The sequence below is a fragment of the Paenibacillus sp. BIHB 4019 genome, assembly GCF_002741035.1.
In the GTDB taxonomy this organism is placed as follows: domain Bacteria; phylum Bacillota; class Bacilli; order Paenibacillales; family Paenibacillaceae; genus Pristimantibacillus.
The window spans coordinates 5,852,998-5,877,426 of the sequence record NZ_CP016808.1; the positions used below are offsets into that span (position 1 = coordinate 5,852,998).

At 45.8% G+C, this 24,429-nt stretch carries 21 protein-coding genes; 5 read left to right on the forward strand and 16 right to left on the reverse strand.

Translation table 11 applies throughout. From position 1 onward, the window contains the following. Positions 1-244: 244 nt before the first annotated feature. From BBD42_RS25415 to BBD42_RS25430, 4 genes are all read right to left on the reverse strand, one after another. Positions 245-1,666 (reverse strand): sensor histidine kinase, encoded by a 1,422-nt coding sequence (locus tag BBD42_RS25415; protein WP_099520431.1) that lies wholly within the window; start codon positions 1,664-1,666, stop codon positions 245-247. Further along, positions 1,663-2,361: a response regulator transcription factor gene (locus BBD42_RS25420; RefSeq protein WP_099520432.1), complete on the reverse strand. Its 699-nt coding sequence runs from the start codon at positions 2,359-2,361 to the stop codon at positions 1,663-1,665. The genes BBD42_RS25415 and BBD42_RS25420 overlap by 4 nt, the downstream gene beginning before the upstream one ends. A gap of 176 nt (positions 2,362-2,537) precedes the next feature. After that, positions 2,538-3,602 carry an alpha/beta hydrolase gene (locus BBD42_RS25425; RefSeq protein WP_237163231.1) on the reverse strand — a complete coding sequence of 355 codons (1,065 nt, stop codon included), beginning with the start codon at positions 3,600-3,602 and terminating at the stop codon, positions 2,538-2,540. A gap of 135 nt (positions 3,603-3,737) precedes the next feature. Beyond that, positions 3,738-4,604 (reverse strand): DMT family transporter, encoded by an 867-nt coding sequence (locus BBD42_RS25430; protein ID WP_099520433.1) that lies wholly within the window; start codon positions 4,602-4,604, stop codon positions 3,738-3,740. 161 nt (positions 4,605-4,765) lie between these two features. Here BBD42_RS25430 and BBD42_RS25435 point away from each other — a divergent pair, with 161 nt between their 5' ends. Further along, positions 4,766-6,013, forward strand: a complete 1,248-nt coding sequence (locus tag BBD42_RS25435) for an aminotransferase-like domain-containing protein (RefSeq protein WP_099520434.1) — start codon at positions 4,766-4,768, stop codon at positions 6,011-6,013. Positions 6,014-6,223: 210 nt separating this feature from the next. Here BBD42_RS25435 and BBD42_RS25440 read toward each other — a convergent pair whose 3' ends face one another. Continuing rightward, on the reverse strand, positions 6,224-7,384 hold the full coding sequence (locus BBD42_RS25440; RefSeq protein ID WP_099520435.1) for an MFS transporter: 1,161 nt from the start codon (positions 7,382-7,384) through the stop codon (positions 6,224-6,226). 217 nt (positions 7,385-7,601) lie between these two features. Between BBD42_RS25440 and BBD42_RS25445 the strand changes: the two genes are divergently transcribed. After that, positions 7,602-8,147, forward strand: a complete 546-nt coding sequence (locus BBD42_RS25445) for a TetR/AcrR family transcriptional regulator (RefSeq protein ID WP_099520436.1) — start codon at positions 7,602-7,604, stop codon at positions 8,145-8,147. 97 nt (positions 8,148-8,244) lie between these two features. Here BBD42_RS25445 and BBD42_RS25450 read toward each other — a convergent pair whose 3' ends face one another. After that, positions 8,245-9,414 (reverse strand): MFS transporter, encoded by a 1,170-nt coding sequence (locus BBD42_RS25450; RefSeq protein WP_099520437.1) that lies wholly within the window; start codon positions 9,412-9,414, stop codon positions 8,245-8,247. A gap of 189 nt (positions 9,415-9,603) precedes the next feature. On the opposite strand from BBD42_RS25450, the gene BBD42_RS25455 reads away from it, so the two are divergent. Continuing rightward, the gene (locus BBD42_RS25455; RefSeq protein ID WP_099520438.1) at positions 9,604-10,152 is read left to right on the forward strand and encodes a TetR/AcrR family transcriptional regulator; all 549 of its coding nucleotides are present in this window, start codon (positions 9,604-9,606) and stop codon (positions 10,150-10,152) included. 110 nt (positions 10,153-10,262) lie between these two features. On the opposite strand, the gene BBD42_RS25460 is transcribed toward BBD42_RS25455, so the two are convergent. The 7 genes from BBD42_RS25460 to BBD42_RS25490 form a co-directional block, all read right to left on the reverse strand. After that, the gene (locus BBD42_RS25460) at positions 10,263-11,159 is read right to left on the reverse strand and encodes an alpha/beta hydrolase (protein WP_099521805.1); all 897 of its coding nucleotides are present in this window, start codon (positions 11,157-11,159) and stop codon (positions 10,263-10,265) included. A gap of 45 nt (positions 11,160-11,204) precedes the next feature. Next, a complete protein-coding gene (locus tag BBD42_RS25465) occupies positions 11,205-12,659 on the reverse strand; it encodes a methyl-accepting chemotaxis protein (protein WP_099520439.1) in 1,455 nt (484 codons plus the stop codon). Between the two features lie 76 nt (positions 12,660-12,735). After that, positions 12,736-13,398, reverse strand: coding sequence for a hypothetical protein (locus tag BBD42_RS25470; RefSeq protein WP_099520440.1), 663 nt, complete (start codon positions 13,396-13,398; stop codon positions 12,736-12,738). 38 nt (positions 13,399-13,436) lie between these two features. Continuing rightward, positions 13,437-13,970 carry a hypothetical protein gene (locus BBD42_RS25475; protein ID WP_099521806.1) on the reverse strand — a complete coding sequence of 178 codons (534 nt, stop codon included), beginning with the start codon at positions 13,968-13,970 and terminating at the stop codon, positions 13,437-13,439. Positions 13,971-14,159: 189 nt separating this feature from the next. After that, a complete protein-coding gene (locus tag BBD42_RS25480) occupies positions 14,160-14,954 on the reverse strand; it encodes a Sir2 family NAD-dependent protein deacetylase (protein ID WP_099520441.1) in 795 nt (264 codons plus the stop codon). 303 nt (positions 14,955-15,257) lie between these two features. Beyond that, positions 15,258-16,124 carry an amidohydrolase family protein gene (locus BBD42_RS25485; protein ID WP_099520442.1) on the reverse strand — a complete coding sequence of 289 codons (867 nt, stop codon included), beginning with the start codon at positions 16,122-16,124 and terminating at the stop codon, positions 15,258-15,260. Between the two features lie 14 nt (positions 16,125-16,138). After that, positions 16,139-19,249: a GNAT family N-acetyltransferase gene (locus BBD42_RS25490; protein ID WP_099520443.1), complete on the reverse strand. Its 3,111-nt coding sequence runs from the start codon at positions 19,247-19,249 to the stop codon at positions 16,139-16,141. A 256-nt stretch (positions 19,250-19,505) separates the two neighbouring features. On the opposite strand from BBD42_RS25490, the gene BBD42_RS25495 reads away from it, so the two are divergent. Beyond that, positions 19,506-20,822: an amidohydrolase family protein gene (locus BBD42_RS25495; RefSeq protein WP_237163559.1), complete on the forward strand. Its 1,317-nt coding sequence runs from the start codon at positions 19,506-19,508 to the stop codon at positions 20,820-20,822. 139 nt (positions 20,823-20,961) lie between these two features. Here the strand turns inward: BBD42_RS25495 and BBD42_RS25500 are convergent, their stop codons facing one another. After that, positions 20,962-21,999: a Gfo/Idh/MocA family protein gene (locus BBD42_RS25500; protein WP_099520445.1), complete on the reverse strand. Its 1,038-nt coding sequence runs from the start codon at positions 21,997-21,999 to the stop codon at positions 20,962-20,964. Positions 22,000-22,033: 34 nt separating this feature from the next. Then, the gene (locus BBD42_RS25505) at positions 22,034-22,912 is read right to left on the reverse strand and encodes a sugar phosphate isomerase/epimerase family protein (protein WP_099521807.1); all 879 of its coding nucleotides are present in this window, start codon (positions 22,910-22,912) and stop codon (positions 22,034-22,036) included. Positions 22,913-23,048: 136 nt separating this feature from the next. Between BBD42_RS25505 and BBD42_RS25510 the strand changes: the two genes are divergently transcribed. Continuing rightward, a complete protein-coding gene (locus tag BBD42_RS25510) occupies positions 23,049-23,948 on the forward strand; it encodes a helix-turn-helix transcriptional regulator (protein WP_099520446.1) in 900 nt (299 codons plus the stop codon). A 128-nt stretch (positions 23,949-24,076) separates the two neighbouring features. Here BBD42_RS25510 and BBD42_RS25515 read toward each other — a convergent pair whose 3' ends face one another. Then, complete coding sequence (locus BBD42_RS25515) at positions 24,077-24,349, reverse strand: rhodanese-like domain-containing protein (protein ID WP_099520447.1); 273 nt, start codon at positions 24,347-24,349, stop codon at positions 24,077-24,079. Positions 24,350-24,429: the final 80 nt, after the last annotated feature.

Below are 24,429 nucleotides of genomic sequence, written 5' to 3' on the forward strand. Positions count from 1 at the left end.
AAGAGGATGAAAGTCTATGGGAGGAATCGAAACGGGGCTTGGCTAGAACGAAATAACCCTGCGCAGATGAATTCGCGGATTAATAAGGAGGATATACCCATGACTGAGCCACAGTTCTCATAGATAATAGCAATTTGCTGCTTTAAATCTAGCTGTGCAGATTCATCTTCTTTAATTCGTTAAACTATGAAAATTTTAAAGCAAAAAAACCGCCATTTAGGCGGCATGGCGGCATATTGGTTATTCATTTACGATGCAATGTAAAAAAGAAGCTTGTTCCCCTATCGTTCGATTCGACCGCAATCGTCTCCTTTAATTGCGTGAGAATTTCCTTGGCGAGCGAAAGCCCAAGCCCCGTTCCCATTCCCGTGTGCGACTTGTCAGACTTATAAAAACGGTCAAACACGTAAGGGAGCTCCTCTTCGTCGATTCCAATACCCGTATCAGAAATCGAAATCGTAATGGCATCCTCTTCCCAAGTCGCATTCAGGATGACCGAACCATCCGGTTCCGTAAATTTCAAGGCATTATCCAGCAAAATAGTGAGCACTTGTTCTACCCGATCCGCATGCCCAAAAAAATCCGGCATCGTGGAAGCTTGCTTCGTAATTATAAAATGAACCCCCATTTCTTCTGCAAGAACGGAAAAGCGGCCGTGCACTCTTTCTATGATGGGTTTTGCCTGAATCACTGATTTCATCATAGCAGACGAGCCCGATTGCAGCCGGGAGAGCTCCAGCATGTCGTCGATTAGCCGCTGCAGTCGAATGGATTCACGCAAAATCGCATGATAAAACCGTTGCTTTCCTTCCTCGTCATGAAGCATTTGATCACAAAGTGTTTCACTCATAGCACGAATTGATGCCAGCGGCGTTCTGAGCTCATGCGTAACATTTGCAACATAATCGCGCCTTACTTGCTCTAATCGTACAGCTGCTTGATGGTTGTGTTCCAATTTGGATGTTAATATGTTCAACGAATGAGAGAGTTCCCCTAATTCGCCATAACCGTTCTCAGGAACTCTAACCTCATAATTTCCGCTTGCCATCGCTTCGGATGCATGCGTCATAACCCGTATTGGCATTAACATAGGTTTGATGATTCGATAAATAATATAAAGCGTGAGGATAAGAGCCGTGCTGGCCGACAAAGCTAACGTAAAATAAAACCCTGTCCGAGCGCTAGTAAAATCTGAAACGGGCTTCAGTAGAAAAAGGCCGCCGATTACATGACCGCTGCTCCTGATAGGCTCACCAATAACAATCGAATAACCACCCATCTCATCGGACTGCGTTATTGTCGCAACTTGAGCTCCCGTAAGAACCTTGCTAATGAAAGGTTTCACCACCGTGTGGATGTCCGCCTCCGAGAAAGGAAGCTGCGGCTTCATGTCAGCAATCAAATCATGCTCCAACACGTCCATTTCTTTGGAATAAAGATCGAAAGCTTTAAGAATAAAGCCTTGATCCTTTAAGTAAGTAGAAGCATGTCCACCCGCCCCAATCTCCTTTGCAATCGTTTCTAATTGTGGCTGAAGTTCCGTCAATTTATTATTTAAAAAATAAGATTCAAGTGCTTCTCTCCCGATAATGACGGATATCGCAAAGGTCAGTATAAGAACGGTAGCTATAGAAATAAATAATTTCCTCAATAATGACTGCTTCATCCAAGCACCTCAAACTTGTAGCCTACGCCATAAATGGATTTTAAGCTCCAGCCTGCGCTTTCCTCCGGAAGTTTTTTTCTCAGCCGTTTGACATGCGTATCGACAGCCCGGGTATCTCCAAGGTAATCGTACCCCCAAATCGAAGTCAAAATTTGTTCTCGACTTAACACTTTGTTCGCATGAGTGGCTAGCAAATACAAAATTTCGATTTCTTTTGGTGTAGACGGGATGACTTTACCATCAATCGATAGCTCATACCCTTCCAAATCAATGCGAAGCTGTTCGCATTCATAAATTTTGTTTTTTTCGGAAAAGGTTTCGTTCGGGGTAATCCTTCTTAATATCGTTTTTATACGAACTACAACTTCTCTAGGGGAAAATGGCTTTACAATATAATCATCGGCTCCAATTTCCAAGCCAATAATTCTGTCCACTTCTTCTCCTCTAGCAGATAACATAATAATGGGAACTTGGCTGTCTTTCCTTAATTGTTTGCATACTTCCGTCCCGAATAGCTCTGGCATCATAATGTCTAATATAATCAAATCCGTTTTTTTGCTCCATGCGAGCGTAAGCGCCTCTTTACCGTTGTAGGCCGAACTGTACGTCATCCCCTCCGCCTGAAGATAGGCACCTATCGTTTCGTGTACAGCCGGGTTGTCGTCGCATATTAAAATGTGAGCGGGGTTTGCCATCTGTCTTCCTCCGTCTCTTCCCAATCAGATTGCAATACGAACTTGTTGATGAATACAAAAACGGAGCTATCCCTGAGGTCATTTTTTGACCTTTTGAGATAGCTCATATTGACGGCTTAATCCTTCAAGCATGAGTTTATGCTGTGCACTATGAATGAGTATTAATTAGATTGCGCTCACTTCATGTATTTATCCAAAAATTCAAACACCAGCTCTACATTTTGCTCTTCGTCGAACTGCGATCCTCCATGCTGCGCACCATCGAGAAGTGTCAGCGTCACTTTGTCTTGACCGAGAACACTTTCTAATTTGGAGGCGAAATCTACGGATTGCTGCGTAGGAACGTTAGCGTCTGCTGTTCCATGCTCAATGAAAAAGGGTGGATCATCAGCTGTGATGTAGGTTTCAGGGTTGGCGGCAGCTACAAGATCAGGCGCTTCCGTAATCAGTTGTCCAATATATTTGGATTCCGCTGAATTTGCCGAGCTTGTCTGGCCCATCATAGGGGTAATTCCCGATTCGTCAAACTGTTCGTCAAATTTAAGGAAGTTGATAGGTCCGAACCAATCTACAACGGCTGTCAGTTTATCTGAAACATCGGGATATCCCAGCGAGTCATCATAAAGCTCATTCGTTCCGCTTGTTGTACCCGCGAGCGATGCCAAATTACCGCCAGCGGAATCTCCCCATGCGGCGATTTTATCCGCATTCAACTGGTATTTGTCCGCATTGGCACGAATGAATCGGATCGCGGCTTTGACGTCGTTGATGGCTGCCGGGAATGTCTCTTCTCCAGACATTCGATATTCGACCGTCACTACAGCGTAACCATGGTTAACACCCTCCAGCATGGACGCAAGATCACCTCCTGTACGATTCCCCATCATAAATCCGCCACCATGGATGGCAATAATAACAGGAAACGGGCCTTCCCCTTCGTTAGGCAAATAAATATTCAGCTTTTGATTTTCCGATTGATTTGCATATGAAACATCTAGGAACTGTGTCGCAATCGTTGAGGCATCAAAGGAACCTCCGCCAAGTCCGCCTCCTGGTCCTTCTCCCATAGGAGGCAGCCCTTGGCCATCAGTTGGTATCGTCCCTTCGGCTATAGAAGAAGCCGCTTGGCTAGTGTTTGTATCCCCGGCCTGTACGTTGCTTTCTTGCTTTGTTCCTGAGCATGCTGCAAGTGCGGCAGTCAACAATATGCTGGCGCTAATGATCAGCATCGTTCTTTTCATTTTACAATCGCCTCCATCACTTTTCATCGTTATGTTCTGTCTTGCAATTACATCATAACGTTCGTTTGTGGCGAAAATATGGCGCAAATCAGAACCCATTCGCACATTTTCTCTTTCCGTGCGCTGACGCTAAAACTATTTAGTAGCAAATCGCCGCGCGATCGCTACACAAAGCACGACACCAATATTCACAATAAAGATTGGCCAGCCAATGGATTCGTGCAGAACGAGTGCAGCAAGCAGCAGGCCGAAGAAAGGCTGAAGGAGCTGCAATTGGCCAACCGCGGCTATTCCGCCTTGGGCAAGACCCCGATACCAGAATACAAAGCCGATGAGCATGCTGAACAAGGAAACATAAACAAGGCTAATGAAAGAGGAAACGGAAATACCCGACCACGATGCTGGCATGTAATAAAACGAGAGCAGCAACATAACGGGAAGCGAAAGCACGAGCGCCCATGAGATTACCTGCCAGCCGCCTAGCGTGCGTGAGAGCCTTCCCCCTTCCGCATAACCGTAGCCGCAGACGATAATTGAAGCCAGCATCAAGGCATCGCCGGCAGGAGAAGAGCTCCCGCCTTCCATTAAGGCGAATCCTGCTACTAGAAAGCTGCCTAAAGCTGATAATATCCAAAAAGCTGGCCGAGGGCGTTCACCCCCGCGCAATACACCAAAAATAGCCGTCGATAGCGGCAGCAGCCCAATATAAATAATGGCATGCGCGGATGTGGCATACTGAAGCGCCAAGGCTGTCAGCAGCGGGAAACCTACCACCACGCAGAGTGCTACTAATAACAGGGGAACGATGTCGCTGCGGACAGGCCGTTGCTGCCGGAAGATGAGGAGCAGCGCTCCAGCTAATACACCAGCAATTGCGGCTCGGCATACGGTGAGGAAAATCGGATCAAAATCCATTACAGCCAACCGTGTGGCGGGCAGCGAGCCGCTGAAAATAAGTACGCCCAGGAAACCATTGATCCAGCCGCTAGTTGTTTTGTTCATTACAATCACCTCAAAAAAAATTTTGTGCAAAAATGCATACGGTACTATTTTCGTATGAATATGTGTATTATATTAGATACAAAATACGATGTATATTGATCATTTATTCATCTGTAAGGGTACAGAAAACAGATTGATTCATACAAGCTGGAGGTTTATTTATGAAAAATAAAAAACAAGCGATTGTTGAAAGCATCCGCTCGGACATCGTTAACGGCCTCATCAAGCCCGGTCAGAAGCTGCCTTCTATCCGTGTGCAAAGCCAAAGATTCGACTGCAGTCTCAACACCATCATTGCTGTTTATCAGGAGCTTGAAAATCACTATCTCATTTATTCTCGTCCGAAGAGTGGTTATTTTGTCGTGGCCCAAGAAGCGCTCCTTCCCCTGCTGAAAACAAAACGAATCGATTTTGCATCAGCTGCCCCTGATCCCGAGACGATACCGCAAGTCGACTTTCGCCAATGCTTGAATAAAGCAATGGAATTATTTGAGACTTCCATATTTACATATTCAGATCCTCAAGGCTTGCTTTCTCTTCGCCAGGAGATCGTGAAGCTGTTTCAGCAGCAGCAGGTTTTCCCTTCGGCCCAGCAAATTTTTGTGTTTTCAGGCGCTCAGCAGGCGCTTCATCTTCTAGCAGGGATGCCTTTCCCAAATGGCAAAACGAACATTCTCGTCGAGCAGCCCACGTATTGGGGAATGCTTGCTGCACTTAAGACACATAGGCAAACCGTCATCGGTATTGAAAGAACGGCAGATGGGATAGATTGGGAGACGTTGGAGCGCCATTTTCAAAGCAATATGATCAAGTTCTTCTATACCATTCCGCGATTCCATAATCCATTAGGCACTTCATACACAGCGGAAGAAAAGCAGCGATTGGCAGAGCTTGCCAAAGCCTATGATGTTTATATCGTTGAGGATGACTACTTGGCTGATTTGGAAACAAACAGCAAAGAAGACCCCATTCACGCTTATAATGGGGCTAGCCATGTCATCTATCTCAGAAGCTTTTCCAAAGTCATGCTGCCCGGATTAAGGATTGCCGCTGCCGCTGTACCCGATTCTTTTATTCCGCTGCTTCAATGGCATAAACATACGGCTGACCTAAGCACCTCGGTGCTTTCCCAAGGAGTGCTTGAAATTTATATGAAGTCAGGCATGTATGCTCATCATGCAAAGCAGATGAAATCCTTATACAATCATCGGATCAACTACCTAAAAGAAGTTTCACAGCGACTATTGCCCAAAGAATGTTTATATACGATCCAATCTTGTGGGGGCTATTTGCTTCCATTCACCTGGAGGACTCCATTCATACAGAAGATTTGGTTATGCGGCTGGAAAATCGCGGCGTTGATGTATTGGGTACCGACAAACAGTTCCTCTCCTCTTTCCCAAAGCTGAATTTATTGCGCCTTAGCATCATCCGAACCGATGAGAAGGCTATTGAGGAAGGAATCCGCATCATTGCCGAGGAACTGGAGTTTGCCAAATATACAAGCAGCACCCATAAGCCTTTTTTTCGGCTATAGGCTAGAAGATGAATGCAAAAAGCTCCTGCAGGCTGCAGGAGCTTTTTGCATGACACATATCCTTTGTTTCTATCGGGTACAATTACTGATGACCAACCTGTAATGATTTTTTATTTTTCAACAAACGTTTCACAAATAAAGTGAACAGCAGCAAGGAAATCGCAACAGACAAAGCGCTGACCGTGAATAGCGCCTGATAGCTCATGTACTGGGAAACCCAGCCTAGCACGATCGCACCGAGCCCGATGCCAAGATCATTAGCGGTCGATATCGAGGCGTTGGCAACTCCGATTCGCTCTGGATGGGCTAGGCGGATTGTTGCCGCTTGAAGGGCCGGCTGCGCGGAGCCAAAGCCGATGCCATATAAAATCGCCGCTGCAAGCACACCGCCTAAGCCGGTCGACATGCTGAGCACAATCAAGGCGCCGATCGTAATGACAAGAGCCGGTACGATGACCAAAATCTCTCCATATCGATCCGAAAGTTTTCCTGAGATAGGACGGCTGAGCGCCAATGATGCAGCAAAGGCCAGAAAGAAAGCGCCGGAATTAACCTGGATCGACTTAGCGAACAGCGGAACAAATGTTGTAATGCCGCCATACGCGATAAACAGAAAAAAAACAGATGCCGCGATGGGCAAAACCGATTTTTCGAACAATTCGATTTTTCTTACGCCCGTTTTCGGCTGGAAGGGCATTTTTGCGCCTAATGTCAGGAACAGCGCTATCGCAGAGAGGACGACGGCGATTAAAAACAAAGCGCTGTACGACTGGTTCTCTGTCACCCAAAGCCCGAACATCGGACCAACTGCCATAGCCAAGGTCATGGATGTGCTGAACCATCCCATTCCTTCGCCGCGGCGGCCCGCTGGAATCATGTCTGTAATCGCTGTCATTGAGGCGGTTGTAGAAACGGCCCAGCTCATTCCATGCAAAATTCTGAGCCCCATCAGTACAACAATACCTCCTACCCAGTTATACATATACATTGCCAGGATGAACAGAATAAGCCCCCAAATGAGAAACGGGCGCCTGCCGAATCGGTCCAGCATCCCGCCGACGATGGGGCGAAAAATAACGGCGGACAGCATAAACGCGCCCATCGCCAGTCCGACCTGCGATTCGCTGCCTCCCATCTGTGTGATGAATAGCGGCATCGTCGGATACAGCATATAAAAGGCATTAAACAAAAATAGGTTTCCAATAGTCATGAGCGTAAAAGATTTCGTCCATAGACGTTCCATTGTTTTTTCCCCCCGTTTTTTACGTATAATCCCTCGATGCTTTTTTCGGACATCAAAAACATTGAATTTCTACTATTCCTTGATTCATTAATGTACTCACGTCTATAATTATAAACAGACACCGGATATCTGCAATTGCTAAATGGGCTGGATTTGTTAAGTAATGAACAGATGCATCATCATTGTCTATTATTAAAGAAAGTTTGGTGATTCCCAGTTGGCTAAAGTGGATCGGAGAATACTCAAAACCCAGGAAGCGTTAAAAAAAGCGGTTATTGATTTGATGTCAGAGAAAAATTTTGATGATATTACGATTCAGGATCTTTCCGATAGGGCGAATGTGAGCCGCGGAACGATCTATCTTCATTACATGGATAAATTTGATCTGCTGGACAAGCTTATCGAAGAACATATCAACGTGTTAAGGGAAATGTGCAAATCTGCAGCCGAATTGGATTTTACCGAATCCACTTTGATGTGGACGCAATACTTCGAGCTTCATTATTCCTTTTTTTCCATGATGCTGGCGAGTAAAGGCGCCCCCTATTTTCGCGGCCGGTTTCTCGACTTGCTTATCGAAGAATTAACGAATGAGGTTGAGGTAACCAAAGGGAAAAACGAGAAGTTAAATGAAAATCTTCTAGTCAGGTTTATTGCATCTGCTTACGTTGGGGTTGTGGAATGGTGGTTTACGAATGACAAGCCTGTCCCCCATCCTATCTTGGCAGAGCAATTGGGGACATTGCTTGAGAGAAATGTGTAAGGAAAGGCCCTCATCATGCTGAGGGCGGAAGCATCCCTTTTTATTGGCAGGCGCAGCTTCAACTAAAGTCCTCGAATTAGCTGCATGCCTGCACCTCTTATCTAGAATGCTGCTTTGTCGGACGATACATGTACATTCTTATTAATATAGCTAACAAACTAAATGCCAGAAATAATATTCCTCCTAACACGATGTATCGTGTACCCATCCCTGATAAAAACAATCCGCCTACCGCAGTACCAATCGTTATTCCTAAATTACTGCACGATAAAAACAATCCGTTTGAGAAATCAGGAGCTTCTGGAGCTGCAGAGGAAACCCAATATTGATTGATTAAATTACTTATTGCAAATAAGGAGCCCCAAAATAAAATGGTTACGACCATAGGCACAGTTGACGTACCCGTAACAAATGATAATAGATAAAAGAACCCTAATACTATTGGGTAAGACACGACTGTTCTCAATGGATTTTTAGAGAGCAGCCTCCCTCCGATTAAGTTGCCCAGCAAGCTGGCCAAGCCATATATAAATAACGTCAAGCTTAACATTTTCCCCGTAATATGAGTAATGGCTTCAAGGTACTCTGCAATGTAACTGCTAACACTAGCCCCTGCTGAGCCTATAAGTACAACAGCCGCAATAGCTAGCCAAGTAATCGGTTTTTTCAATACGCTTAACTGGGCTCCGTATGAAAGTTTTTCCGTAACAGGCATGGATGGTATAAATAGCCATGTTGCGATGAAGGCCAAAGCGTTTACGACAGCAAAAAAGACCATCGCCATTTCTATGGAGGTTTCATTAGCTATAAAATTTGTGATGGGCACACCAAGTACCATTCCCGCGGTCACGCCAAGCATCACTTTAGAAATAGCTTTTGGAGCCTCTTCCTTGCTTACAGAGCTAGCGGCTGCTGTCAAAGCCAAGGAACAATAAATGGGATGGAAAAAGCCTGGAATAATACGGGCAATTAGGGCAACGGTAAAGGTTGGCGCAAATAGGGATACTATATTGCAAACAACAAAAATCCCGAGGACCAGCAGCATGACTTTCTTGCGATTTATACCGGAAAATAATAACGGCATTGTGGGACCTGCGATTGAAACGGCAAGGGCAAAGAGACTTACTAACAATCCCGCTTGCGAAACGCTGACTTGAAAATGACCGGCAATTTGGGGCAATATCCCAACGATCCCCATTTCAGTCGTTAAAATGCCGAAAACCCCGATAATTAAAATATACATAAATAAATGATTTTGCTTAACCATGCCTAATGACTCCTTCACTTTCTGAATTTCTACCATATCTCTGAACAATACATTGATGAATTATTGCTCGTATGTGTATTATTGTAGATAAAAGAAGTATTCGCAATTACTAAAAGCGGACGATTTGTGCATTAATGCACAAAAATCAGAGAGTTGCATAATAATTCAAGAAAGTCAGGTGACTTCATCGTGTCTAAGGTAGATCGAAGAATACTGAAATCTCAAGAAGCGATTAAAAAAGCGGTTATTTCGTTGATGTCTGAAAAAAATTTCGATCAAATTACAATACAGGATATTTCCGACAGAGCAAATGTTAGCCGGAGAACGATATATCTCCACTACATGGATAAATTTGATTTATTGGATAAGCTCATTGAAGAACATATGAACGAGCTAAAGATATTGTGCGAAGCGGAGGTTGAATCAGAATCCAAAGATGGGGGCATGAGCTGGTTCGAATATTTTGAGTGTCATTATTTGTTCTTTTCAGCCATGTTGGCAAGCAAAGGAGCTCCCTTCTTTCGCAGCCGCTTCCTAGAATTTGTCATCGAGGATATTAAGCGCAGCTGGGAAATGACAGAGGGGAAAAATCGTGGAATCACTGAAGATGTAATGGTTCAGTTTTTTGCACCCGCTTACGTAGGAATTGTGGAATGGTGGTTTCTAAATGGAATGCCCTATTCCCCTCGTGTCATGGGAGAGCAAGTAGAAAAGCTGCTGAATATGAATCTTTCATAGTTCAATTTGCCTCTGGCAGACAGCGAGAAGCCTAGCTTTAACGCCAAAATCCCCCAGACTGAGGCTGGGGGATTTTGGCTAGGTATGAAAATAGAGCTTGCCACACTGCCCTATCCTTGTTGGCCTTTTGAGAAAGCTTCTTTCAGTTTGTCGCTTATCAGGTGCCAGGCATCTTCTGCGACGGCTAGATCACCATAATGGGTAAATCCGTGCGCTGCTCCCTCATATTGTTTATGCAGCACCTTCACACCATTTTGTTGCAGCTTTGCAGCATAGGCGCTGCCTTCTTCAGCCAATGAATCTTTTCCAGCGGTAATAACCAATGCTTCGGGCAGTCCTTGAAGAGCTTCCGCATATACAGGCGAAGCTAGCGGACTATGGGCATCGTCTGCGGATGCCAAATACATGGAGTTAAATATTTTTGCCATTTCCGCCGGGATCGCTTCCTCAAAGCTTGGTTTTAAAGCAGGATCCATTGCCAAATCCAATGGCGCATAATCAATAATTTGCAATACGATCGGAAGCTCGCTCCCACTCTGTTGATTTAACAAGCATACAGCGGCAGCCAGATTGCCGCCTGCACTATGTCCCCCGATCGCCATAATCGCTGAGTTGATTGAAAAAGATTCTGGATGCTCGTGAACCCACTTGGCAACGTCATAACATTCATGAACGGCCGTCGGGAACCTATGCTCAGGAGCAAGGAGATAATCGACATTAATGACGACACAGCCAGCTCGATGGGCAATCAATCGACACCAAGGATCATCCATTTCTGCCTTTCCCAAAATAAAACCGCCCCCGTGCATATTAATGTATACAGGTAGAGAATTAGGCAAAGCAGATTCTGGTGTATACACCAGGACACGAGTATCCCCAGCGCTGGTAGGAATGATGACCTCTTGCCTTTGTATAGCAAAGCTTGCGCTTGGCTGGAGCGCGGCTCCCGTACCCACCACATTTTCACGAAATCTTCGTACCATTTCTATTTGCTGCTTATGATCCATTTGCTGTCCATCCATTGTCAATCACTCCATTCTATTTTTTAAATTTTATTTAGAGCTTTTCTCAATTAATTCCTGCAGCCGAATGCTGGAGTTGTTAATATTGCCGATAAAATCGTAGATGACATCGATATTTTTCTCCTGCTCTTGTGTCGTGGTCAGTACCCCTTCGGTTGCTGCTGCATGCTTTTGAGAAATTCCCGAAATATGATCAACCTGCGTCCGCACTTGAGAAAAGATTACACTCATTTGATCCGTCATGTCCAATTCCTGGGCTATGTAGTGATCAATCCGTTGAAAAGAGGATCTAATGCTGTCAAAGCTATCCAGCACTTGACCGGTGAGCGCTTCCCCTTCTTTGGCTGCCACGCTGCCGTTGCTGGCCTTGTCAACCACAAGCTGCGTTTTGCTTTTAATATTATGAATAATCATATTGATTTGTTTAACCGAGTTTAAGCATTCCTGGGCAAGCTTCTGAACTTCATTCGCCACGACCGCAAATCCCGCTCCGGCTTCCCCCGCCCTGGCGGCTTCAATATTAGCATTTAAAGCGAGAATGCTGGTCTGATCGGAAATCTGCTTAATGGCTAGCAGGAAAGTATTCACATCGTCCACGCTTTTGTTTAATTCCTGAACGGTAGTTAATGAATCCGATACGGCCGAGTTGATGATATTCATTTGTTTGCCCATTTGAACGATTCGCTCCGAGCTTTGGCGAACGGCCCTTCCGTTGCTGCCTGAGAGGTCGGCGAGATTGTGGGACAGCTGATTGATTTCCGACATCTTCCCATCCGCATGGTTCATCATTTCGCTTATATGAGCCATGCTTTCAGACTGATCTCGAATTCCCGCCGTCACTTCCTGTATGCTGGCCGTTATCGTATTGCTCATCTTCTTTAACACGCCCATATCGTGATTACAGTTGGCAATATCGGCATTTAACGAGGACGTGTTCTCGTGAACGACACCGACCATATTATCCCGCTCGTCCAACAGCTCCCGGGCTTCGGCTTCTTTATGCCGGCTTACATGAATGAGATCATTTCCGCGTTTGCAGACAAAATATAACGCCACAATCGTCAGTTCGATGAAACCAATCGTCATATAAAAGGTTGTATCGAATTGCTCGTGTTTGGAGTAGTAAATCACAATATAGGATATATTGTACAAGCCTCCAAATCCGAATAGCAGCACTCTATTCAAATAAAGCGAAACGACACAAAGCACGACCATAATGAGCATGCCCGCCCCAGCCGATTCTATATACGGGGTTGTACAGGTTAATATGGCGATCATCAAAGTAACCATCGTCTGAATCGGGTATTTTTTTCTAGACATTAGTACCGTCGCAACGACCAGCTCCAAAAACAGCGAGAAAACCACTTCAACTTTAACTTGACCACTGGCAAGAAAGAAACAGAAGGATAACAAAGCAAGCCATAAAATGCACGCGATTATTGGGTTGACTTTTTCAGTGTTGCTTCTCAAAAAGCTGTTTTTCATTTGTCTTCTTCCCCCGGATGATAGTGTCTGATAATTTTTATAATGATTAAACAAATATTAAGCAGAAACAAGCCAATTACATAGATGGGTCCACACCCTCTTCCTCTGACAAAGACTCCTTCTTCTTTTTGTACAGCATATAAATGCCTATGAGAAAAAACAAAGCACTGCATGCCATCCCAAACAAAGCGCTGACGCTTATGGCATAAGGTGAGGCTTGCATCGTTAGCAAAGTCGTTTGGGTGACAACAATGGACACCATTGCATCAATAAAATTAAACATTTTTAGTGTGGAAATTATGGGATTTTTCAGCTGCCGGTAAACGATATTCCCATAGATGGCAACCGCCAGCTTCGTAAAGGCGACGGCCGCTACCAGATATACAATAAAACCGTCGAAAATAAAGACGTCTCTAGCCAGATACATGCGCAAGCAGACCAGCATATAAGAGACACCTAGCAGGCAGAGGAAAATGCCGCTGCGTTTATACACGCTGAATTCCAAGTCATACTTTTGCTTAGGAGATTCAATCTTTTTGGCCACGGTATACATGTGGAGGGCCTGCCCTTTGGCGGCGCAAAGGACCAAATAATATAACGCATTCGTAATGAACCAGCCGGAAAGAAGATAGAAGCCAAGGACTAGCTTGCCGATGCCAATAAAAATATTAATGACAAGCGATGCCGTATTTACTATAGCCGTCCGATCCTGAGCATTTCTGAGGTAATAAGCTAGCATCTCCTAAATTTATATCCTCCCTTCGGATCGTCATTCCTTTACTTGGCCAGCAAGCTATTTCCCTTCTGGCATACCTCATAAATTTCGTCATATTTTTTGTCAATGAACGGCGCAACTTTGTCCGTTTTTTTCTTGCGAATGCTGCTGTAGCCATAATACGGGATGATCCACCCAGTGAGACCGAGAACGGCCAAAATAATCGTAAGCGGCAGCATGCCTGCAAGATATGCAAATGTTGAGCCCGCCATCAACCCCGTTCCGGCTACACCGACAACATAAGCAGCTGTAGAGGCAGCCATCGTTATGGAGCGTTCCAGCCTCTCGATATCCTTTACACAGGCTTCAAATTGCCGCTGTAAACGGGTCAGTTCCGCTTTATTGCGGATATTGCGATCCCGCTTGTACTTCATCGTTACAGCACCGACGCTTTGGATTGGAGTCGAGGTTCCCTCCATCATCCAGCCAAAATGGGTATAGCCATCTGCATAAAGGGATTCCTTGGCGCGCTTTACCGTAATATCCTTGTATTCATAGCCAACGAAGTTATTTTCATTTTTAATAATCTCGCTCAAAACCTCTATCACTCCTTGCATAATGACCCTTCATTTGGTGTACCTATCGTATCGAACATTTGTTTATAAGTTGCTTATGAAATGTTTGAGAAATGTTAATACGTTAGGATTGGCATAAAAAAAGCCTGGATTCGAGGTTTTCGAATTCAGACTGGTTGTTAGCGATAGCTTCTCAATTTTAAACTTTTGTCACTTTGATAAGGCTGGCACAATCTCTTGAATATCCTCGTTAAATGAAATGATCGTGCCTTCTTTTTTTTCAAAATGATCTGCATCGCCTTTTTTCAACAAAACTAAAGGTTCATCCTTTACACCCAAGCCTATAAACAGCCGCTCCTTGCCGATGGATTCGAGCACGAAGTTTTTGTATAACGCTTCTAATTCATAAAACTTCTCATCCTGCACAAAACATTTGTTGATTCTGATATTTGGAGCCATTTCGTCGCCGCAGACAGGACATTTAGGCACAAGCTCATGGGGAATTTTGCAATCCACTGTGTTCTCGACCATATCTCTGATTAGTATTTCATTATTGTAGAGCCGGTCATGGCAGCCGGCTGCACATTGCAAGTATCTGTAATTGCCATGCGTTTCAAATACTTTGTCGGGCGAAAAACCTGCCAGCTCAAATTGGCTGTCGAGCGTAGTGGTGAGAACGAAATATTGCTTGTCCTTAACCAAACGATATATGTCCTGGTAAAGCTTTGTCGGCCCCGTCTCAAAGCGATTAAGGCGGATACGTTTTGCCCAATACCCCCATCTGTCCTCCTGTGTAGGAAACGGGTAAAAACCGGAAGAATACATATCTGTTAAATCGAACTTGCGAATAAATGGGCCGAAATGATCTGTAAATCTTTTTCCGCTATAGGTAATACCAGCAGCAGCCGAGACGCCCGCTCCACCGCCTAACAAAATATATTCCGCCCCTTCTATTGCCTCTTTTGCCTTCTCGATACGCGATTGATAATCGTCCATTTTCCCCATCCAATCCTTCTAAAGTTATAGTATCAATTAAGAAAGCGATTACAAAATGTTAGCTGCCATGAAAGCAGCGGCTGTGAAAAGGGGCTTGCCCACTTGGCGATTTACTTGCTTCCCCCTGTTATCCGATATTATCGCATTTGGAGTTAACTCCATGTCAAGAGCTTTTCGGAATGTCTTGTCTACCCCCTATCATGGAAAACAATAGTTGGTGTCATTGAAGATGAAAAGTTGTTTGACTTTTATTAAAAATAAAAAAAGTCGCCCTATTGGCGACTTTCTCTGCACAGACGACTCTACTCGATCCTAATGATCTCCAATCAGCTGCTTCAGCTTCGGAAATACCCGCAGCGCATTGTTATAAAAAACATCCTCCCAGTGAGCCTGTGGAATCAGATGCTTCACAAATTGGATATAGGCATCCAGTTGAACAAGCGGCCAATCGGTACCGAACACAAGCCGGTCATATTTTTCGGCAAACACAATGGCACGCCGGAAATGATCCGTATAGGTTTGCTCCATTAGCAACCGTTCTACCTTTGCGGCATCGCCTACTATCCAGCCCGACAGATCTGCGTAGAGATTCGGATTTTTTTCCAGCAATGCGGCTGTTTCCATGACCCAAGGATCACCGAGATGGCAAAGCATAAAGGTTAGATCACGGTGCTTCAAAAAGGTTTCTTCCATCGACAGCGGATGCGAATATTTCAGCAAGCCTTTGTCCGAATAAGTCAGTCCTCCATGAATGACGATGGGCAGCTGGTAAGCGGAAGCGAGCCTGTACACCGGGTCATAAATTTCATCACCGACATTGTAATGGTAATATCCCGCATACAGCTTAATACCAACGACATCCTTCGAGCGCAACGATTGTTCCAGCGCTTCGAGCTGACCATCCAGATGCAGGGTTAATGGATTAATGCCGACACAAGTGAATAGATTGTCAGGAAGCTGGCCGCTCAAATCAAGCAGCATAGGATTAAGGGCTGCCGAATCCGGGAAGGCCCCTTCAACCGTTTCTGTAACGCCCATCCCTACACCAGCGATAACACCAGCGTTTCTGAACTCCTCCAGCAAACCGCTTGCTGTGTAATCAATAGCGGCCAACGTTTGTGCGGTCTCTTTAAAAGCTGCAATATTGGAAAAATGGACATGTGCATCTATAATTTTCATCAATTTATCCTTTCTTAAGTCAGCTGGTCAAAACGAATGTTGAGCAAATCCTGATAAGCTTCCTCTGGGGCAAACAGATCAGAAACGATATAGAACTGGGGCTTGGTGAACTGCTGCTTCCCGTGTTGCAAAAATAGTTTTTCTATTGCCACGGATGCCGCTACATGGGTATTTACATGCAGCTCGCTTGAATCTAGCTCGGGATGGGCAATGAAAGTCAGCCGCTGCTTCCGTTCACGGGAACCATACTGGATGATTCCGTTTGGACTGCTGGCGCTATACTGAACCCTGCCAGCCTTATAGATAATATTTTCACCATTGTTATTTTTAACATACCCCCTGCTTTCCTGAATATCGCTGCTTGCCTGGTAGAAGGTCGAATTGGAAAGGGTCAGCGGATGCAGCGGCGCACCTGTATTTTGCTCCACCCGAATGGCAGTTGCAAGTACAGGTACTCCTGGAAGCATTAAGAAATAGTGATGGAGCACAAGCCCTCTGAATTTTGCATGGTTGCTGATCGTCACACTCATACGAATACCCGACCAGCTATTTCCCATATTATCAGTAATTGCTGCAAAGGCTGCCTCACGCGGCTGTTCCAGGAAGCTCGCCCCAGACATGCCGGATACTTCTGCTGCAAGGCCGCCGACCCAAGGATTCCACCAAGACTTAGGCCCTGGATGAGGAAAGGAAGAATCGAGCCATTCCACGCCGTGATGCTTTAATGAAAATAGGGCCGGGGCAAAGCTGCTGCTTGCCTGAATTTGCATAACCCCATTGCCCGCAGTAAGTACCTCGCCATATTCCGTATGTTCCGTTTGTTGTGTTATTAGGAAATCCGACACTGGAAAAACAAGGCGGCTTCTTCCTGCCCCATAGGATTCCATATCGAGACGCAGAGTTAGAATATCCGCCTCGGGGCTGGATTTCCAGGTTACAGGCGTTACGATCTCGGTTAGCTGCTGCTCGCCGGATATAAGGTGTTTTGCCGTTTCTATGCTGTCTAGTGCAGATGAGATTTCAATCTCGCCTTCCAAAAAGGCATTTTTCCGTTCAACAATCCGGACCTCCAGCGATCCTTGCAGAAAAGGATTGCCCTGATTCACAATCGTCTCCAGCTGCTCGGTAGTCTCCAGCTCCTGTGAAGTTCCCCTGTTCAGGGCAAAAGAACGGAAATCACGCCAATTTCTCCACGTTCCTAAAGCAATGCGGATAGGCTCAGTCTGTGCAATACCTCCGGCGGGAATGATGCCCAAAGCATGCTCAATGCCGTAATGCCAGCCCTCTGATACGATCTCCAATTGTTCTGGCCAGGTAATTCCCCGTGACGACTCTCCGTTTTGAGCAAAAATCCAATTTTCCGTTAACCGAGTTTTCTCCCAATAATCGGAATTGGAGGCGTCGGGCCCTTTGCTTAAATCCACATATTGGCCTTCATAAGGAATAACGCTGTCTTCAAGGCTGAAGTTAAAGCCTTCCTTCAAAAATAGCGGTTCATCCCGAGCCGCTGTCGCCTTGTTCTGTACAACATGATGGCGGGTAATTATACCATTGCTGTACAATTTGACGACTAGAGTTAGCAGCAGGTTAGCGGAAGTCAAATCATACTCGGCTTCAAGCACCATAGCTTCGTCATGACGGCAAGTGACTTGAGATACACGATTTTTCTCAAAGGCGCTGCTATAAGGCAACCCAAACTTAGGATAATACAAACTTATGGTGCTGTGAGTTCCCTCGCAAATGGATAGTGTGTTGCTTGATTTGCTTAGGCGAGCGGAATATTGTCCGTTAAAGATTACCCAGTCCTGATCGGTTTCGCCTCCGAAAGCAGCATGTATCCCCGGGAATACAAGACTGACCTCCTGCTGCGATACGAGTAATTCGCCAGTACTAACCACCTTATGAATAGCAAGGCGATGATGCCAAATGCCATAGGTCAGCAATCTAGCTTCAATGGTAATGGTCCTCCGGCCTTTAGCAGGTACCTTGATACGGACAGAAGGCTCGCTGAAGGAAAGAACAGCATCATCCGCCAGCTCGAAAGCAAACACCGTCTCCGCTTCGTACTCATTTTCTACTGTTAAGTCAATCGTAATAGGTTCACCTGCATAAAGGGGCCCAGCTGGCGCTTGAAGCTTTAGCTTCGCTGGAAATTTTGGCTCAATGCCGATTTTGAAGGTAGCTGGCAAGCCATTAATGAGCAGCTCGGCTTCAACAACCGGATGTGTCTGAAACTGGTTCTGATCCTCTTCAGTGGCATGGACTAAAAAACTGCCTTCAATTCGCTCCTGTGACTCAACCACTCTCGATTCATGCAGCTCAAAGCTAATAGCAGCGCTGCCAACGCTCTTGATTTCCACAGCTAGAGCCTTCCCACTTTTATTGACAGCTTCATATATGATCGGATAGCTAGCACCGAAAGGCAGTTTATGGTGATCAGGAATCGTTGCCTTAATGAGGTAGTCATCCGTTTCAATTAGTCTTAACCCGCGTCCTGTTCGTTCATATTCCATCCTCAGGTGTAAATTGCCTTTTCTCCACTCATAAGTAAAATAATCAAAACCTTGTTCCTGACGTCCATCGGGGCTGACGGCAATTTCGCGTATGCTATCCGTGTACCAGTTGATTTCTTCAAAATAAGCCTGTACAGCACCGGTCTGCAAGACGGATGGAATCAAGTTCATTAGATGTGTGGTGTCATCCCGTTTTTCCCAGAAAAACCCGCTTTTCTTATAGGCAGGGACAGCTTTAGTATTGCCTGGCCACGTATAGAGGTCGAGTCTCGGCCAGCCAAGCTTCAAGGTCTCCTCAATTGCGCGCAAAATAAGCCGCTTGCCAACTTTATGACCGTGATAATCAGGCCGAACATTAAGTAAAGGAATGTACAGGGCACCGGCATCTTCCTTGTAATGGGAGAAGCTGCAATATCCCACAACCTCCCCGCCAGCTATCGCCAAAAATACATGAAGAAAGGTACTGTTGTGATGTTCTTTAAGAATGCTTTCCTCCGTCTGGAGCGAATTGTCTCCACCCCAACTCTCATTGCTTGTATTCCACATTGCGGCGATGGAGGCTGCATATCGGGGTTCATATTCGACGATAGTCATTTCTTGATTTGTATTCATAAGAGCACTCACCTCCTAAATTCGTTACACAGGGCTGAAACAAATTTCGACATTATACTGACTGAACGTTCAGTATATATTGTAGCATGTGCATTTTTGCTGGTCAATTTTCCTGAATCTCTTAATCTACTGGATTCCTCGCCTATCTGTTTACAAATTGTGTAAAAATCTGTAATCTATATTTGTAAACTCAAATGTAAAGGAGATGAATAGGTTGAGTAATCGCTACTTAATTAAAAACGGCTATTTTTTAACAATGGATCAAGCTCTAGGAGATTTTAAGAAAGCTGATATGTTAATTGAGGACTCTATCATTGTCTCGATTCAAGAAGAGCTAGATGCTTCAGACTGCGAAATCGTTGATGCAACGGATATGATTGTCATGCCGGGCTTTGTAGATACCCATCGGCATGTTTGGGAGTCTTTGGTTCGAACGATAGGAGCGGACTGGTCACTGCCAACCTATTTGCAAAATATTTATTATGGCGGATTTGGCAGCAAATTGCGCCCGGCAGATAGCTATGCTGCCAATTTGCTGGGAGCTTTGGAAGCGCTGAATGCTGGCGTAACTACCCTATTGGATTGGACGATGATTTATTCTCCGGAGCATGCAGACGGATTGATTGAGGGCTTGCAAAATGCCGGCATTCGCGCCGTATTCGCGTATGGAGCTTCCGGTGAGACTGAATATTGGGACCGCAGCAGCAAAAAAATCGTTTCCGATGACGTCTACCGCGTAAAAAGGCAGCACTTTTCCTCCAATGATCAACTGCTAACGATGGGCTTAGCCATTAGAGGACCGGAATTCAGCCATTGGGACGCTACCGTTCGGGAAATACGTCTCGCAAGGGAACTCGATGCAATCTGTTCCATGCATGTTGGCTTTGGCAGCTGGGGCCCTGATGATCGCTCCATCGAAAAGCTATACCAAGCAGGCCTGCTTGGTCCCGATTTAAACATGGTTCACGCTAATACGATGGGCTATGACGAGTATAAAATGCTTGCAGATTCAGGAGCCTCGATATCGATTACTCCTGAGGTGGAGATGATGATGGGGCATGGCTATCCAGCTACTGGGCTATTTATTGAAAATGGCGGTACTCCTACTCTTGGCGTAGATGTGGTGACTTCAACCAGCGGGGACATGTTTACGCAAATGAAATTTATGCTGCAGGCTGAGCGGGCAAGAAAGAATCAGAACATTTTGGCGTCCAAAAGCATGCCTGGCGAATTAGGTTTAAAGGCACAGCAAGTATTACATTTTGCAACACTAGCCGGAGCCAAAGCCTTAGGATTAGACCGCAAAGTTGGAACCCTGACGCCTGGCAAAGAAGCCGATTTCATTATGGTTCGGATGACGGATTTGAATCTGTTCCCTGCCTCCGATCCGGTTGGAGCCATCGTACAATTTGCAAACCCGTCCAACGTTGATTCTGTATTTGTTGCCGGTCGTCCGGTCAAGCGTCACGGCCAGCTGCAGCATGTCGATTTAAATCATGTACGTAAAATTGCAAACGAAAGTAAAGAATACTTATTTTCTGCCTTTGCAGATACCGCGAACGGAGTCATTTAAGCCATCCAGCTTAGAAATATTTTCAAGGGCGCATACATGCCTATATTTGAACAAAAACCGGTCTCCAAAGGATGGAAACCGGTTTTTGACCCGAAAATTCACTACTCTGCCTGTTAACATTTGAACCTGTTTGCCATTATTATTTCATCATATCGGCAATAAGTACCTTCTGCCCAAGCCGCGCGCTCTCCAGCGATGCAAGTACCATCGCCATGCTGTAAATATTATCGCTGCTATCGGTTTCCGGCTTGCGGCCTTCATCAAGCGCTGCGAACATTTCATCAAGACAGCCTTCGTGGAACTCATTATTCAGCTGCACAAGTCCGCCCTCTACGCGCACATAATCACGAATAAATTTGCCCGTTTGATCGCTTGGAGCAACAACTTCAGCATAGGGCTCACCGTTTCCGTCCCAAATGGCTGTACCAAACTCTCCTGTAATACGCCACTGCGCTTCCCATGAGGTAATCGCCCCCTCCGCACACCATGAGCCGCGATAATTAAATAGTGAGCCATCGGACATTTCAAAAATACAGATTGCTGCGGCATTTCCTTCATACCAGGAGCCAGGAGGGTTAAATTCATGGCAGTAGACCGATACCGGATTCGCCCCCGATATATACCGCGCCTGATCAAACGTATGAATCGCCATATCAAGCAGCAGCGGGCTGCTCATCGCATCCCGAAATCCGCCAAAGTGCGCGCCGATAAAAAAATCTGCACCGATAAAGCCGGTTCGACCAATATGGCCATCCGACAGCAGCTTGCGCAAAGCACGAATGCGCCCATCATAACGGCGATTTTGCATAACAGCATGTGTACGGTCCGTGCGCTCCGCCAGCTTTACAATAGACAGGCACTCTTCCATGGTTTCTGCCAAGGGCTTCTCGCCAAATACATGACAGCCCTGCTCTAGCGCTTTTTTGCCAATTGAATAGTGACTAGATGGAATTGTAATATCAAAAACAAGGTTCGCTCCCGTCTCCACAAGCGCAGTCTGCAAGCTTGTAAAAGTCGGACAGCTCAATTGTTTACGCTCAGCCATCGCCTGGGCAAATTCCTGTTTTATATCGACCAGACCAACGATTTCCGTATCCTTCCTGCCTAATGCATAGTCCACCCATCTGTTCGCCATTCCGCCGCAGCCTGCGACAACCACCCGATATTTTGCTGGCATTGTGCTATTCCTCCCGCTTCTTTTCTGCTCGTTTTTATACGCTTGGATTTGGAATAAAATCGCCACCGCGGCAGCGCTTTAAATAATTTAAGGCATGAACCTGACCCGTCATTTCCAGCTCGTCCTTGTACACAGGATCATGCCAGCCTTCGATGTCAATCGTGCCTTTATAGCCATTTTGACGCAAAATCGTTATAATATCGCTCCAGTTGCTGTCGCCAAAGCCCGGCGTCCGGTGCCACACAAATGGCTGGGGACCGTGCACACCGTGCTCCTTCACAATATCCCAAGCGATCGTCGCATCTTTGCCGTGAACATGGAATACTTTGCTTGCCCATTTGCGAAGCTGCGGGATCGGATCAATCAGGCTGACCATCTGGTGGCAAGGCTCCCACTCCAGGCCAATATTATCCTCTGGTACTGCGTTGAACATAAGCTCCCATGCAGTCGGATTATGTGCGATATTCCAGTCTCCCTGCTTCCACGTGCCACCCATATCGCAGTTTTCGAACGCAATCCGCACGCCTTTGTCCGCCGCACGCCTCGTTAGCTCCCCGAACACTTCCTTAAAACGCGGGATGGATTCATCAATCGGCTGGTCCGTCAATCGCCCAGTAAACCCGGATACAATATTAGCGCCAAAAAGCGATGCGTGGTCGATTAAGCGCTCCCAACTGGTTAACGTATCCGCATTGTCGCCCGCTCCCGTAAGCGGATTGCCAAATACGCTAAGCGCCGACACCACAAAACCATGCTCATCGGATAGAGCGCTTACACGTTTGGCCAACTCCGGCAGATCTGTTTGGCCCGTCGTTTGCCAAAACGTTAAATTAAAAGATTCAAAACCATGTCCCACGATTTGCGGTATAATCTTATCAGCATTCCCGCCGCCTACCAAGGTACCTATTCGCATTTGTTCACTCACTTGAATATCACTCCAATATTGGCTTATAGTATGCTTAGCACCTTCATTATAACGAGAGAATTACGAGATGACTCTAAACAATCTTGAGCAAAAGTAGTCTAATCTTGTGGTGGTGAAATTAATTATGACGTATCCAAAGGAACTTTGGGAAAATACGCGGCTAGAGCATAAGGCTTATCCCATTCAATTATTTCATAACCAAGTGCTTGCTATTAAACCGGGGGACAGCATGCTGTATTTGCACTGGCATGAGCATTTCGAGATTATTCTGATGCGAGAAGGCAATGCGCTATTGCATATCGACAGCAGACCTTACGAGATTTCGCAGGGGGAGCTGATCGTCATTCCGGGAGGCGGACTGCATGTTGGCTATGCGCTGAGCGCGGGCGATATTCGTTATGATTGTATCGTTTTTAATGCTTCGTTGTTCAATGAGTGGGTTCATGATCCTGTGCATGCGCAGCTTGTTGCGCCTTATCTGGAGGGAACGCTAAGATTTCCCGTCAAACCGCTGGAGCATGAGCAGCATGGCGGTGCTATCGTGAAGCTGCTGAATGAGCTGGTGGGAGAGCTTGACGACAAGCAGGCCGGCTATCAACTGCTTGTCAAAGCGAAGTTGTACAGCGTGCTGGCACTGCTTGCCCGCCGATACGACAGCCAGCCGCCGAACAGTGGCAAAGGCGCAGCAGCCTCTCATTTGGCTAACCGCGACCGCTTCAAGCAGCTGATCAAACGGTTGGAGTCCGATTTTCAAACCAAAATAACGGTAGAAGCAGCGGCACGGCAGGTTAATCTGAATCCGTTCCATTTTTGCAAGCAGTTCAAAAAGCTGACTGGGCGCACCTTCATCGAATATGTCAACGTTTGCCGCGTCAACGAGGCGCAGAGGCTGCTGCTGCAAACGACAAGCACCATTGCCGAAATTGCTGCAGCGGTAGGCTGCGACAATCCGAATTATTTTACGAAGCTATATAAGCAATACAAAGGCGTAACCCCGTCGGAAGCGCGCAAACGGCCATTGTAGGGCAACAAAAAAACCTGACAAACCCTTGGTTTCACAAGGCTTTTGTCAGGTTTTGCTTTACTTGCTGTTTCACTAACGAATAATGCCAGTAATAGCTTAATGCTTAGCCAGCATTCCAACTCCCTTATTTAACGAATGCTTTCATTGTGCTTCTTCCACCCTTGAATTCCCCCTTCGAGACGGTAAGCCTTGTATCCTTCACGGTTCATCTTACTTACGGCCTGTGCAGAATATATGCAATAATACCCTCTGCAATAAGCAGCAACCTCAACATCCGTAGGCAACGTTTGAAGGCACGTATCAAGCTCCTCCATTGGAACTGAAATAGCTCCCGCTATATGCCCTGCTTCAAACTCGTCATGTGGACGAACATCTAACAACAAAATGGTGCCGGACTCCATCTTCTTCGTTAATGCCTCTTTCGTGATCGTTAACACATCCTCAGATTGGATTGAATAATTGAATTAAACATTAAACTAGC